General features: G+C 44.7%; 13 protein-coding genes. 2 read left to right on the top strand and 11 right to left on the bottom strand.

Annotated elements, in window-relative coordinates:
* The first annotated feature begins 241 nt into the window (after nt 1-241).
* Nucleotides 242-1798 carry a hypothetical protein gene (locus AACZ11_RS04760; RefSeq protein ID WP_290625644.1) on the top strand — a complete coding sequence of 519 codons (1557 nt, stop codon included), beginning with the start codon at nt 242-244 and terminating at the stop codon, nt 1796-1798.
* A 5-nt stretch (nt 1799-1803) separates the two neighbouring features.
* Here AACZ11_RS04760 and AACZ11_RS04755 read toward each other — a convergent pair whose 3' ends face one another.
* The 6 genes from AACZ11_RS04755 to AACZ11_RS04730 form a co-directional block, all read right to left on the bottom strand.
* Nucleotides 1804-2187 carry an STAS/SEC14 domain-containing protein gene (locus AACZ11_RS04755; RefSeq protein ID WP_290625642.1) on the bottom strand — a complete coding sequence of 128 codons (384 nt, stop codon included), beginning with the start codon at nt 2185-2187 and terminating at the stop codon, nt 1804-1806.
* Between the two features lie 16 nt (nt 2188-2203).
* On the bottom strand, nt 2204-2386 hold the full coding sequence (locus AACZ11_RS04750) for a CPXCG motif-containing cysteine-rich protein (RefSeq protein WP_290625640.1): 183 nt from the start codon (nt 2384-2386) through the stop codon (nt 2204-2206).
* Nucleotides 2386-3702, bottom strand: a complete 1317-nt coding sequence (locus AACZ11_RS04745) for a TolC family protein (protein ID WP_290625639.1) — start codon at nt 3700-3702, stop codon at nt 2386-2388. Before AACZ11_RS04745 ends, AACZ11_RS04750 begins: the two co-directional genes overlap by 1 nt.
* Complete coding sequence (locus AACZ11_RS04740; protein WP_290625638.1) at nt 3689-6877, bottom strand: efflux RND transporter permease subunit; 3189 nt, start codon at nt 6875-6877, stop codon at nt 3689-3691. The genes AACZ11_RS04745 and AACZ11_RS04740 overlap by 14 nt, the downstream gene beginning before the upstream one ends.
* Nucleotides 6878-8029: an HlyD family efflux transporter periplasmic adaptor subunit gene (locus tag AACZ11_RS04735; RefSeq protein ID WP_339831625.1), complete on the bottom strand. Its 1152-nt coding sequence runs from the start codon at nt 8027-8029 to the stop codon at nt 6878-6880.
* Between the two features lie 83 nt (nt 8030-8112).
* Nucleotides 8113-10050, bottom strand: coding sequence for an ABC-F family ATP-binding cassette domain-containing protein (locus AACZ11_RS04730; protein ID WP_290625636.1), 1938 nt, complete (start codon nt 10048-10050; stop codon nt 8113-8115).
* Between the two features lie 89 nt (nt 10051-10139).
* On the opposite strand from AACZ11_RS04730, the gene AACZ11_RS04725 reads away from it, so the two are divergent.
* Nucleotides 10140-10511, top strand: a complete 372-nt coding sequence (locus tag AACZ11_RS04725) for a DUF983 domain-containing protein (RefSeq protein WP_290625634.1) — start codon at nt 10140-10142, stop codon at nt 10509-10511.
* Nucleotides 10512-10540: 29 nt separating this feature from the next.
* Here AACZ11_RS04725 and AACZ11_RS04720 read toward each other — a convergent pair whose 3' ends face one another.
* The 5 genes from AACZ11_RS04720 to gldK all read right to left on the bottom strand — a co-directional run bounded on the left by AACZ11_RS04720 (nt 10541) and on the right by gldK (nt 16283).
* Nucleotides 10541-11584: an FAD-dependent oxidoreductase gene (locus tag AACZ11_RS04720; RefSeq protein WP_290625632.1), complete on the bottom strand. Its 1044-nt coding sequence runs from the start codon at nt 11582-11584 to the stop codon at nt 10541-10543.
* 84 nt (nt 11585-11668) lie between these two features.
* Nucleotides 11669-12568: a gliding motility protein GldN gene (gene gldN / locus AACZ11_RS04715; RefSeq protein WP_290625630.1), complete on the bottom strand. Its 900-nt coding sequence runs from the start codon at nt 12566-12568 to the stop codon at nt 11669-11671.
* An 18-nt stretch (nt 12569-12586) separates the two neighbouring features.
* Nucleotides 12587-14149 (bottom strand): gliding motility protein GldM, encoded by a 1563-nt coding sequence (gene gldM / locus AACZ11_RS04710; protein ID WP_290625628.1) that lies wholly within the window; start codon nt 14147-14149, stop codon nt 12587-12589.
* A 42-nt stretch (nt 14150-14191) separates the two neighbouring features.
* Nucleotides 14192-14839, bottom strand: coding sequence for a gliding motility protein GldL (gene gldL / locus AACZ11_RS04705; RefSeq protein ID WP_034260923.1), 648 nt, complete (start codon nt 14837-14839; stop codon nt 14192-14194).
* Between the two features lie 70 nt (nt 14840-14909).
* Nucleotides 14910-16283: a gliding motility lipoprotein GldK gene (gene gldK, locus AACZ11_RS04700; RefSeq protein ID WP_339831621.1), complete on the bottom strand. Its 1374-nt coding sequence runs from the start codon at nt 16281-16283 to the stop codon at nt 14910-14912.
* Nucleotides 16284-16329: the final 46 nt, after the last annotated feature.

The raw sequence follows: 16329 nt of genomic DNA, 5'->3' as shown, positions 1-16329 counted from the left end.
AGTGACCTTCGGGTTATGAGCCCGACGAGCTACCTACTGCTCTATCCCGCGATGTATGTTTTTCTCACTTGGTCTAGAGACCTTCGGGTTATGAGCCCGACGAGATTCCTATCTGGGCTAAGCCCGCGATGTGGATGGCAAAGATACAATACATTTTAGAGATTCCAAGGAAACCACATCGAAAATTTAACAGAAACTCATAAAGTTTTCGTCAGCTACCCTTCCTTTCTTATTTTTAATTATGTCGAAATCACTACGAATCTTTCTTATCGTCCTCTTTTCAGCAGGAATCCTCATCGTTTTGGGAAAAATTGCCATCAATACCTTCCTAAAGAACAAAGTGGAAACCTTTGTAACAAAGAACCTACCCCCGCACTACCAATCTGATTTTAAAAGTCTGTCGCTCGATCTGTTCGACGGGACCATCACCTTTAAGGACGTATCCCTTCAGATCCAAAACGCCGATACAGCCTCCGTCCATTCTGAGATCACGGTAAAAGAACTTATTATCGAAGACATCAGCTATTGGGATTATATCGTCAACAACGAGATCCACATTGAGGATATCAAAATATTCTATCCGGTAATTACCTACTACACCCATCTGTATCGCGCACCCAAAGACAGCAGCCGCGGTCCGGTCCTCAATATCAACAAACCCATTCGCATTGACGAACTGAGTATTGACCATACCCAACTCACGCTCTACGACGACAGTGAGGCGAACACCCTGCTTTTTGCCAATGACCTAACCATAGAGATCGATGACATTCTGATAGACCAAAACACGCTTCGCAAACGACTCCCCCTGGAATTTGGCGATTACGACGCCAAAGCCGATTCTATCTTTGCGAAGGTGAGTCCGTATGAAACTGCCACCACCCGCCACTTTAAGCTAAAAAAGAATCGGGCCGTCTTTACACAACTAAAACTCGCCACCAAGTATACCCGAGATGAACATGCCCAAATGCTCGATAAGGAGCGGGACCATTTCGATCTGACCATTGATTCGCTGGCTATCGATGCCATCGATTTCGGCTTTACCAACCGTGAGCTCTTTGTAAACAGCAACCGGTTACTGCTGTCGCGTCCGCAGCTGGACATCTACCGCAACAAACTCATCGCCGATGATTTGAGCAGAAAGCCCTTATACAGTGAAATGCTTCGGAAGCTGCCCTTTCAGCTCAGTATTGACACAACCTCAATAAAGAACGGAAGCATCCGTTATACCGAAAAGGTAACCCAGGGCACCAACGGCGGTACCATCACCTTTACGGCGCTCGATGCGACCATCGCCAACCTTGGTAATACCTATTCCGAAGGAACCAAAACTGCATTGGACATTGACGCCGTCTTTATGAAAGATGCCCCTGTCCATGTCGATTGGTCCTTTGACGTCAACGACCCCGAAAATCGCTTTGTCTTTAAAGGAGATCTGGGAAGGCTAAACGCCACAGAACTCAATAAGTTTACCCGTGAGAACCTAAGAGCGAACCTGGAGGGTACCATTGAGCAGACCTATTTTACCATTTCGGGTGACGATACCTATTCACAGATCGATATGCGTATGCAGTACGACGAATTTAAGATCAACTTCCTTAACGACGACGGCAAAGACCGAAAATGGTTGAAATCGGCTGTGGCAAACCTTATCATTAAGAAGAACAGCAATGATGACGGGAAGAACTATCGTACCGGCGAAGGGGAAGTCTCCCGTGTGAAGCACAAGTCCTTTTTTAATTATATATGGCTTAATGTAGAGAAAGGTTTAAAAAGCACGGTTACGGGAGGATTATAATCGTATTATCGCTCGGCGATCCAAGTGATGGCTTCCATTCTGTCCTCACTTACAAAACTCTTGACATTGATATCCGCCAGCATTTTTTCAATTTTTCCGCACAAGTGGATCCATTTTCGGTCACTTACTAACGCTACTTTGTTGAACTGCCCTTTATGCTCCAATTTAAAGAAAAGGTTCTCGATTACGGCAGTGAGCGAAAAGGTCTCAATTCTACTATCTTCCAAGTATAGATTAATTGTATCGTACACTTGCAGTTTCTCACGAATTTGGTCATGTAACTGCTGAACGGTCTCTTCACCGAAAGTTCCTTCCAATAAAAAGCCGACCGTATCTTCAGAAAAACTGAAACTGGATAACATAGCTGTATCATTTAGAGGGAGTTCCATAAAGATACAGAAAAAATTATTGTTCGATACTGCCTGCGTCAAAAGATTGAAGTTCAGCCTCTTGAAAGACTGCGTGAATCTCAATGGGATTGCAGCAAATCTCGCAATCTTCAATGTAGGTCTGTTCCCGCACGGAGGTGTCGAGCAACATGGAGATCTGTTCCCAGCAGTACGGACATTGAAAGAAATGCTCTTCCATTATAATTCGATATTGAGGAGCTGCCCCGTGAGTTGCAGCAATTCCAGTTCGGCCAGTTTTGCTTCGTATTTCGCCAGATTCTTGTTGGTTTGGGCATTCAACAGATTGATCTGTGACTGTCGCAATTCCAGAGAAGTGATCTGTCCCAGTTTATAGCGCTCGTTGGACCGCTCGAAGTTATTTAGCGCCGTAACCACATTCTGTTCCTGAAGGCGGTAGATCGCCAACCGATTCTCATAATTCCCTTGGGCGTTAGCGATATCCCGCTTTACCTCTAGAACCAACCGTTGTTGCTCCAGTTCCCGATTTGCGATCTGCAGCTTCGCATTCTTCACCGAAGTGATGCCGCTACCCCCGTCGAACAGGCTCCAGCTCAAACTTACCCCTGCCGAATACCCTGTGGAAGTATTGTTCGCCAAGAAGTTCGTCGCCGGAAAGTTCCCCTCGTTCCACCCATAGGATCCCGTAAGCCCTACCGAAGGAAGGAAAATCGACTTGCTCGCCTTATAGTTATAATTACTAATAGCTATGTTTTGCCGTGCCTGAAGCAAGCGTACATTATTGGTGTCTGCCGATTGTAAAAAGGTCTCAACCACCAGCGGATTCGTAAAGACGATGGTGGTATCTACCGAAAAACGTCGGTCGAGCGCACTGTTGGTGACCACGTTGAGGTCGCGTTTCGCATTGGCCAGCTGCTGACGGGCATTCATAAGGTTGATGCTGTCCGTCACGATATCGACTTCGGCGTTCAACACCTCGAGCTTGTTCACCTGTCCGTATTCAAACGCATAGCCGGCTCGTGTCAGTCGTTTTTTTGTATTCTGAAAGGTTTGTTGTAAAACCGTAACGTTCTCGGTAAGACGGGCTACTTCAAAATAGACAGTAAACAACTGAAGCATGGTCGTTTCTATGGTCTCGCGTGCCTGCAATTCACTTAGGTTGTATTCCTCCTTTAAGCGTTTGTAATCGTACCAGCGACCCAATCCGTCGAACAAGGTATAGTTCAAATTAAGCGATGCATTATAGCGTGTCGTTTCCGCATCGATCACTTCCCGCGTCGTTCCATCCTGAAAGGTCGCCGTCTGGTCTTCTACATTATACGTCGCCCCGGCATTCCCGGTAAGGGATGGAAGAAACCCCGAATTGAGGATGCCTTGGTTATTATCTGATAGCGTTACGTTGTTTCTGGCAACAGCGATCCCAAAATTGCCTTCCAGCATTTCGGCTACGGCCTCTTGCTTTGTTAACAAGGGTGCCTCCTGCGCGAGCAGGTTTCCGAAGCATCCTAAAAAGATCCATAGTTTAATGTACCTCATTATCTTCCTTTATAGCGCGTTCTACTTCTTCTTTGGTGACCTTCTTTCCTGTTTTAAGCCATAAGGTTCCGGTCTTTACACTGTTGGTGAATGAGAGCAGCATTGGCAAGATCACCAGGGTAAGGACGGTTGCAATGGCTATACCGTAGGCAATGGAAATGGCCATAGGTATCAGGAATTGAGCTTGACGGCTCTTTTCAAGCAGCAGTGGTGCAATACCCGCAATGGTAGTCAGCGATGTAAGGAAGATCGCTCTAAAACGTACCCTTCCTGCCTCATAAAGCGCATCGTCGAAGCTCATCCCTTGTTTCAGGAAGGTATTGAACTTTCCAATGAGCACCAGCCCGTCGTTCACCATGATTCCAATAAGCGCAATGATCCCTAAAGCCGAAAGGATATTGATGGGGAAATCATGGAACCAGTGCCCCCATCCTACAGCAATAAAGCTGAAAGGTATCATAAGCAACAGAAGGAGCGGCTGGCTATAGCTTCTGAAGGTAAACGCGATCACCACATAGATCAGGAATATAACGATAGGTACGGTGGTCCAAGCCGACTCCGTTAGTTTGTTCGCTTCCCGGTTCTGTCCTTCATACAATACGCTTACCGTTGGATATTTCGACAGGATATCCGGCATGATGTTGTTCTCAATGTTCAGCAAGATCTCGGTTGGACTGTCCTTCTCATCTTTGAGGTCGGCATTTACCTGGATCTCACGTTTTCCGTTCAAGTGACTAATAGACTCCTCACCGCGTTTGATCTCATAACTGGCAATCTCCGAAAAGGGAACCCGTTGTCCGGCCGGTGTGACGATACGCATATCGTCCAGGTCGTTGATCGACTCGCGGTTTGTCCTGCTGTAACGCACCCACACCCGTATCTCATCCTGACCCCGTTGAAATCGCTGTGCCTGAAGACCGAAGAACGCCGCCCGCACCTGACTCATCACTTCCCGAAGGTTGAGACCCAGTGCATAGGCCGTTTCATTCAACTGAATATTGATCTCCTTGATTCCTTCAGGATCGGTATCGGTCACGTCTGCCAGTTGTGATATATTCTCTAACGCCAGTCGCAATTCGGTTTTGGCTGCCTTTAGTTCTTGAGTGTTGTTTCCGAGCAGAGAAATAGAGACAGGGTTTCCGCCAAAATTTCCACCCGACCCGAAGGTAAGTCGCTCCACACCATATACGGGCCCTACTTCCTCACGAATGGAACTTGTGATCTCCGGTGAAGAGAAATCCCGTTCCTCTCCCGGCAATAAGTTTACTTGCAGCGAGGCTTTGTTATTCCCCGGCCCTACCCGTTTGATGATATTCTCTACTACTTGCTTGTTATCGGTCTGTCGTGCCGTATAATCTTCATTGACGCGCCAAGCCGCTGCTTCCACCAGGGTAATGATCGAATCGGTGATCTTAGGGTTGGTTCCCTCCGGCATGAGGAGGTCAATGCTCACCCGGTCGCTGGCAATATTTGGGAAGAAGGCCGTTCGAATAATACCTCCCATCATACTTCCCACGGTAAGGATCATTAACGCCAGTAAGATCGAAAAGGTAATAAAGCGTTGTCTAAGGGCAAAACGCAGTACAGGACTGTATAGATTATCCCGCATATACCGCATGATCCGGTCGCCCAGTTCATTGAATTTACGGAGTTGAAGGAAGAGCTTCTCAATGCCCTTGACTTTTTTCTCTTCCGAAGAAGACATAGCCACTAACGCCTTAGAATGGGCAATGTGAGACGGAAGGATGATAAAAGCTTCAATAAGGGAAACCACCAGCGTAAGAATAACGATTACCGAAACCTCACTAAAAAATTCTCCTATACGACCTTCGAGAAACAAGAAGGTGGAAAAAGCCAGAACCGTGGTAATGATCGCTGCCATAATGGGAGGTACCACTTCCAAGGTGCCGTCAATGGCCGCTTGCACACGGGATTTGCCGCTTTCGTAATGCTGATAGATATTTTCGGCGATCACAATACCGTCGTCCACCAAAATACCAATAACGATGATCATTCCGAAGAGTGAAAGTACATTGATGGTGACATTGAATTGGGCCGCAAAAACGAACATTCCCAAAAAGGCGATGGGAAGCCCGAAGGCTACCCAAAATGCGAGGCGGGTATTCAGAAAGAAGGAAAGGAACAATAGCACTAAAAGAATCCCTATGGCTCCGTTCTCGAGCAGGAGATTGGTCCGTTGTTTGAGTCGGATGGAGGAATCACTTACCACATCGATCTTGACACCTGAATACTTTTCATTGAATTCTTTAATGTACCGATTCACCTGTTCGGCCGTAGAAATAAGGTCTTCGCTATTGGTGTTCGTGATCTCGATATTGACTGCCACATTTCCATTGAAATAGGAAGCGTTAGGCGTTTCTGAAAACCGATCCTTTACAGTAGCAACGTCCTGAAGTCTGACCACGGTACCGTCGTTACGCGAACGCACCACCAGGTTGTTCAATTCCGTGCCGTAATAAGACCGATTATTGGCACGAATCAAATAATCTTCGGCCTCTGTTTTAATATTTCCTCCCGTGGTAAGGATATTGGCTTGTGCCACCGCATCGGCAACTTCAGCAAAGGTAAGATCGTATGCCAGTAAATCATTCTCCCGCACTGCAATCTCGATCTCCTCTTCAGGGTAACCCGATACATTGATCTGTGAGATACCATCCATGACCCGCAGATCATTCTCCACCATGCGCCCTATTTCCTTGAGTGCTTCCAGCTGAATGTTATCACCACTAATTGCAAAATCTATGGTCTGCCTGATACGTTCCTGCTTCGCCACGACCAGCGGCTCCATTCCCGTGGGGAAGTTTGGCACACGATCCACGGCATTTTTCACTTCAGAAAGCATTACATCGATATCCTCATCGCTATCAATCTCTACCGTAATATTTCCACCGTTCTCACGCGACACCGATGTCACCCTTTCTACGCCGATAAGACCCTTTAAATTATCTTCAATCTTTAAGACCACCCCTTCCTCGATCTCTTGTGGTGCCGCTCCGGGATACGAAATACTAATGGAAATAATTTCAGCTTCCTGTAAGGGAAAGAAGGAGGATTTTAATTTGAGAATACCAATGACCCCAAAGATCAAGAAGGCTAAGATCACTACATTGACAGCAACCTCATACCGAATGAAATAACTTATGAGCTTACGCATCTAGTTTTGTGTTTTTCCCGTTTGTTCTGTTGGATTGGAAGGCGTATTTTCCCCTCTCTTTACCAGCATTCCCACATACGCACCCGGGATAGGCCTTGACAAGATCTCTGTCCCATCGGGAATTCCTTTAACGATCACCTGATTTGGAGAGAAATACACAGGCTCTACCGGCATGATCTCAAGAATACTGTCCCGCACGAAATAAACATTCGATTCGTCTACCAATAGCTTTCTGGAGATCTCATAGGCATTTTCTACCTCTTGGGCTTCCAATTGCGCTTCAAGATACATGCCTTCCTTGAGTCCTTCCGCTCTCACCTCCACAAAAACCTTTATGGTTTGTGTCGCCTGATCGATCTTACCATTGATACGGGCAACTTTCCCCGTGAACGTAGCCGTCCCATCGGGCGTAGAAAGTGCCACTTTTTCCCCCACGGCTAGTAGGTCGCTGAAATTCTTTTGTATGGCAAGTTCTACTTCAAAGACTGAGGTGTCGATAAACTCCCCTAATTGTTGCCCCGGGCGTACCAAGGTGCCTTCGGTCACCAACGCTTCGGTCAGTACGCCGTTGAAAGGTGCCGTGATCGAATATTTGCCAAGTCTTTGTTCTAAGTTCTTCAGGTTGTAATAGGCCGTGTACACTCCTCGCCCTGTGACAAAGTACTTCACATTCTCTGAAGTAGTCTCAGGAAGGGGCGGTGTAGCTTTGTTGAGGTCGAATGTATTGAGGTACTGTTCCCATTTGGGAAAAGCCTCCGGATAATCCAATCTAAGATCCGGCATGAGCGAGGTGATGAGATTGTAAAAATCACTTTTTGACGCTTGTAATGAGGCGTAAAACTCGGCTGCATCGATACGAATTAGGGTTTGTCCGCGGCGGTACTCCTGACCCGTTTTAAACGGATGTGCACTGTTCTTAAACACCCCCTGCACTTCGGCAAAAAGCTCAAGACGATTCTTGGCAGTGAGAATACCGTTCGTAGGAATAACTACAGGAACCAACTGATTGTTAACGGTCTCTGTGAATACTGTTTTAACGATCTTCTCTGCTCGGGGCTGTTCCTTGACATTACTATCGATAATCCATTTGGCGGCAAAAAAAGCGCCCAGGATTAGTACAAGTCCGATGATAAAGAGTATGATTTTACGCACGCTGAAGTATTGAAAGTTGCATCTTTCAAAAATAACACCCCTCGCTTCACTAAGCGTTAAAACTATCTTAAATAAACAGGCGTTTATGCCAAGGTTTCAAGCTTGACCGTTACCTTTTCCCAGTCGGTCATAAGTTCACTTAACTGCTTTTTCTTCTTTTGATATTCGTTAAAGAAATTCGGTTTGGCGATCGTTGCGTCGTAATTGATCGAGAGCTCCACATCGATGGCTTTGATCTCCTTTTCCAACTTGCTGATATCTGCTTCTATTTTGCTTAGTTTGTTGGTAAGCGATTTTAGCTTCTTTTGCTCTTCATACGATTGTTTACCCGATGCTTCGGAAGCAGTATTACCCGTACTACCGGAGGTTCGTTCCTTCTTTTCAACCGTACGTTTTTCAGCTTCTCGTAAATTCTGAAGATTCCGTTGTTCTAAGAAAAAATCAATATCCCCAAGATATTCCTTGATCTTGTGGTCCTTAAACTCATATACCTTATTACTGAGACCTTGCAGGAAATCCCTGTCGTGAGAGACCAATAGGAGCGTCCCTTCAAATTTATTAAGTGCATCCTTTAACACGTTCTTCGATTTGATATCTAGGTGGTTGGTAGGTTCATCCATGACCAGAACGTTGAAGGGCTGCAGTAGCAACTTGGCCAGTGCGAGTCGGTTGCGTTCTCCTCCACTTAATACCCGTACGTATTTATCAACCTCATCACCCCGAAATAAGAAAGCACCCAAAATATCCCGAACCTTACTCCGGTTCTTTTCATTGGCCGCATCGATCATAGTATCCAACACGGTCTTGCTTCCGTCAAGATATTCTGCTTGGTTTTGAGCAAAATAGGCTATCTGTACGTTGTGGCCCAGTTTTAACTTCCCACCGTGCTCGATCTCACCTACAATAATCTTAGCTAAGGTAGACTTCCCCTGACCATTCTGCCCAACAAAAGCGATCTTACTGTCGCGCTCTACCATGAGATCGATATTGCGGAGTACTTCTTTCTCACCGTATTTCTTTGAAATCGATTCAGCGTCGATCACTACTTTTCCGGGGGTAACCGATACCGGAAAATGCAGTGACATCACACTGTTGTCATCTTCATCCACTTCTATGCGATCTATCTTATCCAACTTCTTGATAAGCGATTGTGCCATCGTCGCTTTACTGGCCTTCGCACGAAACTTCTCGATAAGCTTTTCGGTTTGTTCGATCTGCTTTTGCTGATTCTTTTGAGATGCCAATTGCTGCTCCCGTAGTTCGGCTCTTTGAATGAGATACTTCGAATACGGCTTGTTGTAATCGTAGATCTTACCTAAAGAAATTTCAATGGTTCGGTTGGTCACGTTGTCCAAGAACATCTTGTCGTGAGAAACCACCACAACTACCCCGGGATACCCCTTCAAAAAATCCTCTAACCATAATATGGACTCGATATCTAAGTGGTTAGTCGGTTCATCGAGTAATAAAATATCGTTGTTCTGAAGTAATAACTTTGCCAATTCAATACGCATTCGCCATCCTCCGGAAAAGGTTTCAGTGCGTTTGTTGAAATCCTTTCGTTGAAATCCAAGCCCCTGCAAGATTCGTTCTGTCTCTCCTTGATAGTTGTATCCTCCGTGGATCTCGTACTGATGTTGCACATCGTTGAGATCTACCATTAATTGATGGTAGCCGTCACTCTCATAATCGGTGCGTTCTGCCAACTGCGTATTGATATCCTCCAGTTGGGCTTCAAGTCGCTTTATCTCTGTAAATGCCTGATACGATTCCTCCAGCACAGTTCTGCCCACGGTAAAATCGATATCCTGCTTTAGAAAACCTATAGAGATCTCTTTATCGGTTGCAATAGAGCCACTGTCGTATTCTTGTTCATTGGCAATGATCTTGAGCAAGGTAGACTTTCCTGCTCCATTTTTACCAACTAACCCAACGCGATCGCCCGGTGTTAGCTGAAAAGTGATCTTTTCGAAGAGATAATCCCCTTGAAAGGAAACCGATAAGTTGTGAACGTTCAGCATTTATGTAACAATTGTAACCTAAAATTTTTGCAAAGATGCTTAATTTTGTACTGCAAAAAAAACCGTTGCCGTCATCTTGGCGAAATATTATGAAAGGCACCAAACTCTACAGTATCTTCACAGGCACCTGTCCCGTATGTCATACCGGCAAAATGTATGTGAACAGTAATCCGTATGTACTCTCCGACACCTTAAAAATGCACGAACGCTGCCCGCACTGTGGGACCAAGTTCAAGATAGAGCCGTCGTTTTTCTACGGAGCGATGTACGTAAGTTATGCCGTGGGAGTGGCTATAGCAGTCGCTGCCTTTATTATTGCCTATTTTTTTATTGGACTCGACCGTTTTACTACCTTCTTAGTAATTGTAGGAACATTGATTGTATTGTTGCCGGTGATCCTTCGATTGTCCCGTAACATCTGGATCAACTTCTTTTTTAAGTTCGATAGGCAGAAGGTGTAACCCGTACCCCTATCTATTCTTCTAACAGATCACGAGAATCGATCCAGGCGTACCTCTTTAGGAAGTGTTTCTCCATGCTCCAGATGATCGAACAAGTACGACGCCAATTTTGGCGCCATTAGAATCCCTCTGGTTCCAAGTCCGTTAAAGAAAGCGATCTGCTCATATTGTTGATGTGTCCCTAACAAAGGCCGTCTGTCCGGTGTGGTTGGACGCAGGCCTGCTATTTGATCCACGATCTCAAAGGCACAGCGGATCATATCTTTTAATTTGTGAAGTATCTCTTGTCTTGCACTGTCGGTGGGTTCCAAAGTTGTATCCTCACGGTCGTATGTTGCACCCACTTTATAAAGGTCATCGCCTAAGGGAATGACGAACATTCCACCTTTAAGCAAGTTAGAAAGCTGTAAATTCGGGGCCTTGATCACCAAGTATTCTCCTTTGTTGGGGCGTATTAAATCCTTCGGAAAAAAGGGATTGAACCGTGCAGCAGCTCCTTCTGCAAAAATAATTCTTTTAGCGCTGTATTCCTTGTAACGAATTGATGCTTCGGAAATAGTGAGCTCTTGGTAATCGAATGCTTCAGCGTGGTATTGCCGATGCATAGCGAGATATTCGGCATACTTCTGAAGCAATTGAGAAGGGTAGATCCTTCCGGAAACAATTACCTTTCCGAAGCCGTACGGAGCGTTAATTTCGGGGTTTGTATTGGTTTCCAATTCCGAGGATAAAAACGATGATAGTTCGCGTTTATCGCTGGCCACCGACCAATTATTCTGCTCCTCGGTATTCTTGAGAATTCGATATACCGGCAGCGTATGTATAACTTGAATTTGCAGTAGTCGGGCCAATTCGTGGTAGAATGGAATTGCATACTCAAGATGCGCTTTTGCTTCCCAGGCAGCAGTAAATCGTTTGAGAACGACGGGATTGAACACCCCTCCCGAAACTGCGGTAGAAGCCTGTTCTCCCCCATTGAAGACCACGAAGGACTTGTTATGCTTTCGCAGCTGTTCACAAAATGAGACCCCGGCGATTCCGAGACCAACTACTAGATATTCTATTTGTTTCACACGGCAAAGATACTGTGTTTAGGGTATAAAAAAACCCTTCACAGTCTTAAGAAAGGAAGGGTTTTTAATTATGTTAAATGAACTCTAGTAGTTCCACATATCCATTTCAAGGTTTCGGATCTGTTCTTTGATTCGATCAGACTCCAATAATTGCATTAATGCATTATCACTAATATAATCGGAAACGCTTCGGTCACCCTGTACGTTGTCTTCCTTATAGATCACGCCGTGAAAGCGACGAGAATTCAGTAGATGGTCGTATGAAATAGGTTGTGATGTATTCTTACGGTTAAAGGCTTTCGCTTCATGAAGCACTTTGCGAGCCCCCGGAAACCATACCCAGAACAATTCCACTTTACTGTCGATGTTGTCATCTGGAAATGCCTTTGAACGCGCTTCGTTCGCTACAGGACAAATACCCAATAAACGGTATTTCAATTCACCTTGGCGCTTGTCAAGGTACCAGTACCCGCGTACACGCCACTCTTCGATATCGCCTGCATCCAGATTGAACTTTCTAATATACTGCTCGTCCACGGTACCTTCGGCGTTTAACTGTTCGATACCAAGATCTGTCGTATCACTGTATACCAATGACGCTTCAATATCTTTTAAGGTACGCTTTTCAGTAAAGTAAGAATCGGCATATACATGTTCGATCTCTCCATTTTTAATAGCCTTTACCAACACATCGTACAATGATCTTCTTTCGGAACCAATGTTGTTGGTATCAATAGGGTAATACAATGGAAAGTTCACTCTTTCGTCAAGATCGATGATTTCCCATGTTGTTCTAGACCATAACACATCACGCTCATCCGTATACCCGTAAGGTAACGGTTCATCATTATCATAGGCAATTTGTGCTTCGGTCTTTTTGCCTATCTCTTCAGGAGTCTTTGCATTTAAGATGTTAAGCTGTGCTGTAGCAGAGAAACTCAACAACAGTACAAAAACACATAAAACAACATTTTTAACATTCATACAACTTAGGTTTTAATTCTAGTTTGTCAATTCGATAATTACAGGCGATGTTTTCTTCAACACCACATTACTACCCTGTACTTTCGCATTAATATCAAATATTTGGACTGCATCGCCGCGTCCTGCTCTACGCAGGGCACCTTTAGCAGCAGCATCCAGCTTAGTTCCGTTTACACGAACCGTAGGTTGCCCCGATACTTTAAAGCTAAACCCGGTAACGTTTAAGTTCACATCAAAATCGAAGTCTTCCAGCACAGCCGAAATCGTTGAGATCTCAAGTCCTTGACGTTGCATACGCACAATCCCGGTTTCTCCACGGATTGCTCCTACAGGTGCAGGAATGTCCTTGATACGGAATTCAGCAGGTGTTCTTACACCGGTGCCGTCAGGCAAAGTACCACTAGCAGTGATCGTTACTGTTCTTCCTGCTCCCGGACGCATAACATATTTACTACCGGACACTTTGCTAAGTCCTGGAGCTGTGGCATTCACCTTATTATCAGGAATACCAGGGATGGAAACCGTCATTGGGTTGTCCACGCCACGATACACTACGTTCATTTTATCTGCAGCAATAACAGCTGAATTTGGTTTTGAGATTGTAGAAAATCCTAGATTCACCGGGATTTCGGTATCCTTACCATCTTCCGTAAAGATCAAATTCCCTTCGATCTTGTGATCTCCCGGACTTCCGGCGCTGATGTTCAGCATCACTTTACCATTTTGAATGGAATATTGATCCTGGGTAAGTGGTCTTCCGTCTAAAGTAAGCTCTACTCGGTTTGGCTTGGTGTTAGGGTCTTTACGTCCCAAAACAATTCCGCCGTCAAATTCTTCACCTGCATAGTATGCAGTTTTAGATGTCTCCAAGAGGGTGTTATATTGCGTAAAAGAAAGCGCAGCAGCTTGTTGACCTGCCAGCATTGTAGATAATATCTCACTCTCTACTGTTTGAACATCGTTTTGCATTTGCGTAAGTTTTGTACGCGATGCTACTAATGGGAATCCTTCAAAATGATAGTTCAACCATGGCACTTCAACACCGTCTCTACGGGTTTCCGGTTGAGTCTCAAATTTAGATTTCACATCGTTCGCAATGCTTTGAAAACGAGGTTCGTCACCAATAACACCTAACACACCTTCGCGGTAGGCATCGATCTTAGCAACAAACTCCTGTCCTGCAGGTGATAATTTATCACCCTGAAAGAATTTTTGATCTAAATGATCTGGCTTGTCCTGAACTTCGTAATCTTCCAGTTCTTCCGGTTTTACGGTTTTCAACATATCGTCCTTTATGGTGCCGATATATCCATAGAACTCATTGGATAGTTCACTAATACGATCTGCCTTCTCTTTTACCGCTCCGTATTGATCGGGTTGCTCTGACGCTTTCGTGGCCAAGCTTTCCATAAATGCGTTGTTACGGGCCTGTGTAGCGACATTGGATTCTGTTAAACGTTCGTTCAACAATCCGAATGCCGATAATACTTCTTTGGACATGTTCAATGCCAACATAGCGATGAAAACCAGATACATCAGGTTAATCATCTTCTGTCTTGGGGATAGTTTTCCTCCTGCCATTTTACTTCTTTTTAAAGATTAATAGTTAGTGAAAAACTACGCTTAGTTTCTATTGGTCATTGCAGAAAGCATACCACCGTAGACACCGTTCAACGATGACAGGTTGGTTGCCAAATGTTCCATTTGTTGTTTAAGTTGTTCCGCATTCTCTGCAACACGCTCATTTACTTCAGTTTGACGGCTGGTAGATTCTACCTGAACCTTATACAAGCTGTTCAACGATTCCATTTGCGCAGCGGCTAGAGCCATTTCTTCGCTGTATTTCTTGGTAGAGCTCATTGCTTCGGCAGTAGGTGCCATTCCTTTTGCAGCTCCTTCGAAAGAACGAATGCTATCACTCAGGCTATTCATTAATTCTGAATCGATACGTGCTTCTTTCAGCATTTCATCTAATTTCTTAGAAAGTAATCCGTCTGCATCTTGCGGTTGTTGTTTTTTCTTGTCTGAAGCCATACCACCTGCCAATTCGGGGTATACCAACGACCAGTCCAAATCGTCTTCAACAGGTTCAAAAGCAGAGATAGCGAAAATAATCGCTTCTGTAATCAAACCAATCGCCAACAATAATCCTCCGTTCAAAGGACCTAATTCCCAGTGAAGGATCTTAAAAAGAGCTCCTAAAATTACAATAGATGCTCCAAGGCCATAGGCCATATTAAATAACTTCTTAGATGATCTTGATTGTGCCATAATACAATAGTTTAGTTTAGTTAAGTGTAGTTAAGATTTAGTTGTTCAATCATGTATAATGGAGGGGGGCTTATCTAGCGTCTCCTAAATTTTCGTTTAAAGTAACATCAGTTCCCATGTAGTCCTGAACTGTTCTAAAGCCAATATAGCTTCGTGCAGAATCTGCATACTCGTAATCACGGGTGCTTACCTGTAGGAAATAAGCAACATCTTTCCATGATCCGCCACGAACTACCTTACGCATGTTATCTTCGTCGTTTACGTTGGGATTCATGGTTGAAGTATATTCGTAGGAAGCCGGGTCGTATGAAGAGGCTACCCATTCGCTTACGTTTCCTGCCATGTTGTAGAGATTATAATCATTAGGCTCGTAGGCGTCTGCTTCTACGGTATATAACGCTTGATCTGCCGCATAGTCTCCACGCAAAGGTTTAAAGTTCGCCAAGAAACAACCTCTGTCGTTCTTAGCATAAGGTCCTCCCCATGGGAAGGTCGCAGATTCCAGTCCGCCACGTGCCGCATACTCCCACTCGGCTTCTCCCGGAAGACGGAAAGAATTCACATGGTTTCTGTCTCTTGATTTCTGATAGGCATTTTTATACAAGGTTCTCCATGCACAAAATGCTTTGGCCTGTTTCCAGTTAACACCAACAACGGGGTAATCGCCATATGCCTCATGCCAAAAGTAATCATTGTGCATCGGCTCATTATAAGAGTAATTGAAATCTTTGATCCAAACTGTAGTATCGGGGTAGATCTTTACTTCTTCCTTCTTTATAAAATCCTTTCGTCTCTTGCTTTTATCTCTTGCCGCGGCTTGAATATCCATGTACGTATACTGGAACTTCAATTTATCTACATCAATGGTGCGCTGCCCGTTATATGCCTCTTCTGCAGGGATATACATGGTATCCATCACTTCGCTGTAGTATTCATCCGGGTACTCTGCAGTATCCCAAATAAGATCAACATCATTATTGATTTTTCTACCGGCATAGAAGTCCTCACCCATTCCATAATAGTTATCATACATATATTGGTCGTAGGGAGTCATTTCTTCGTTCTCTTGATCGACAAAGGCAAATTCTCCAATTCCACCATCGCCGGGCGTAGCTCCTACCTCATCGGCAAGGATCGCTAAACGCAGTCTTACAGTAGAATCCCGTACCCAATTTACAAACTGACGGTATTCTGCATTGGTAATCTCGGTCTCATCCATGTAGAAGGAACGAACCGTTACGGTCTTTGTAGGGGCATCATTTACCGCCACAAAGTCGTCGTCGGATTTACCCATGATGAAAGACCCACCAGGGATAAGTGTCATTCCGTACGGCTTTTCGGGATACCATTTTTTACCTTTTGCTCCAACTAGTTCTCCTCTATCGCCAGAGTTACAACTAAACAAAAAGGCTACAATCGCAGTTAATGCAATAAACTTCTTCATAGGTGTTTAGGTTAAATTTTCGAGATTCAAGGGCGTAAACCTATCT

The sequence above is a fragment of the uncultured Altibacter sp. genome (assembly GCF_963972995.1).
Classification (GTDB): domain Bacteria; phylum Bacteroidota; class Bacteroidia; order Flavobacteriales; family Flavobacteriaceae; genus Altibacter.
This window is presented reverse-complemented; position numbering and strand designations above follow the sequence as displayed.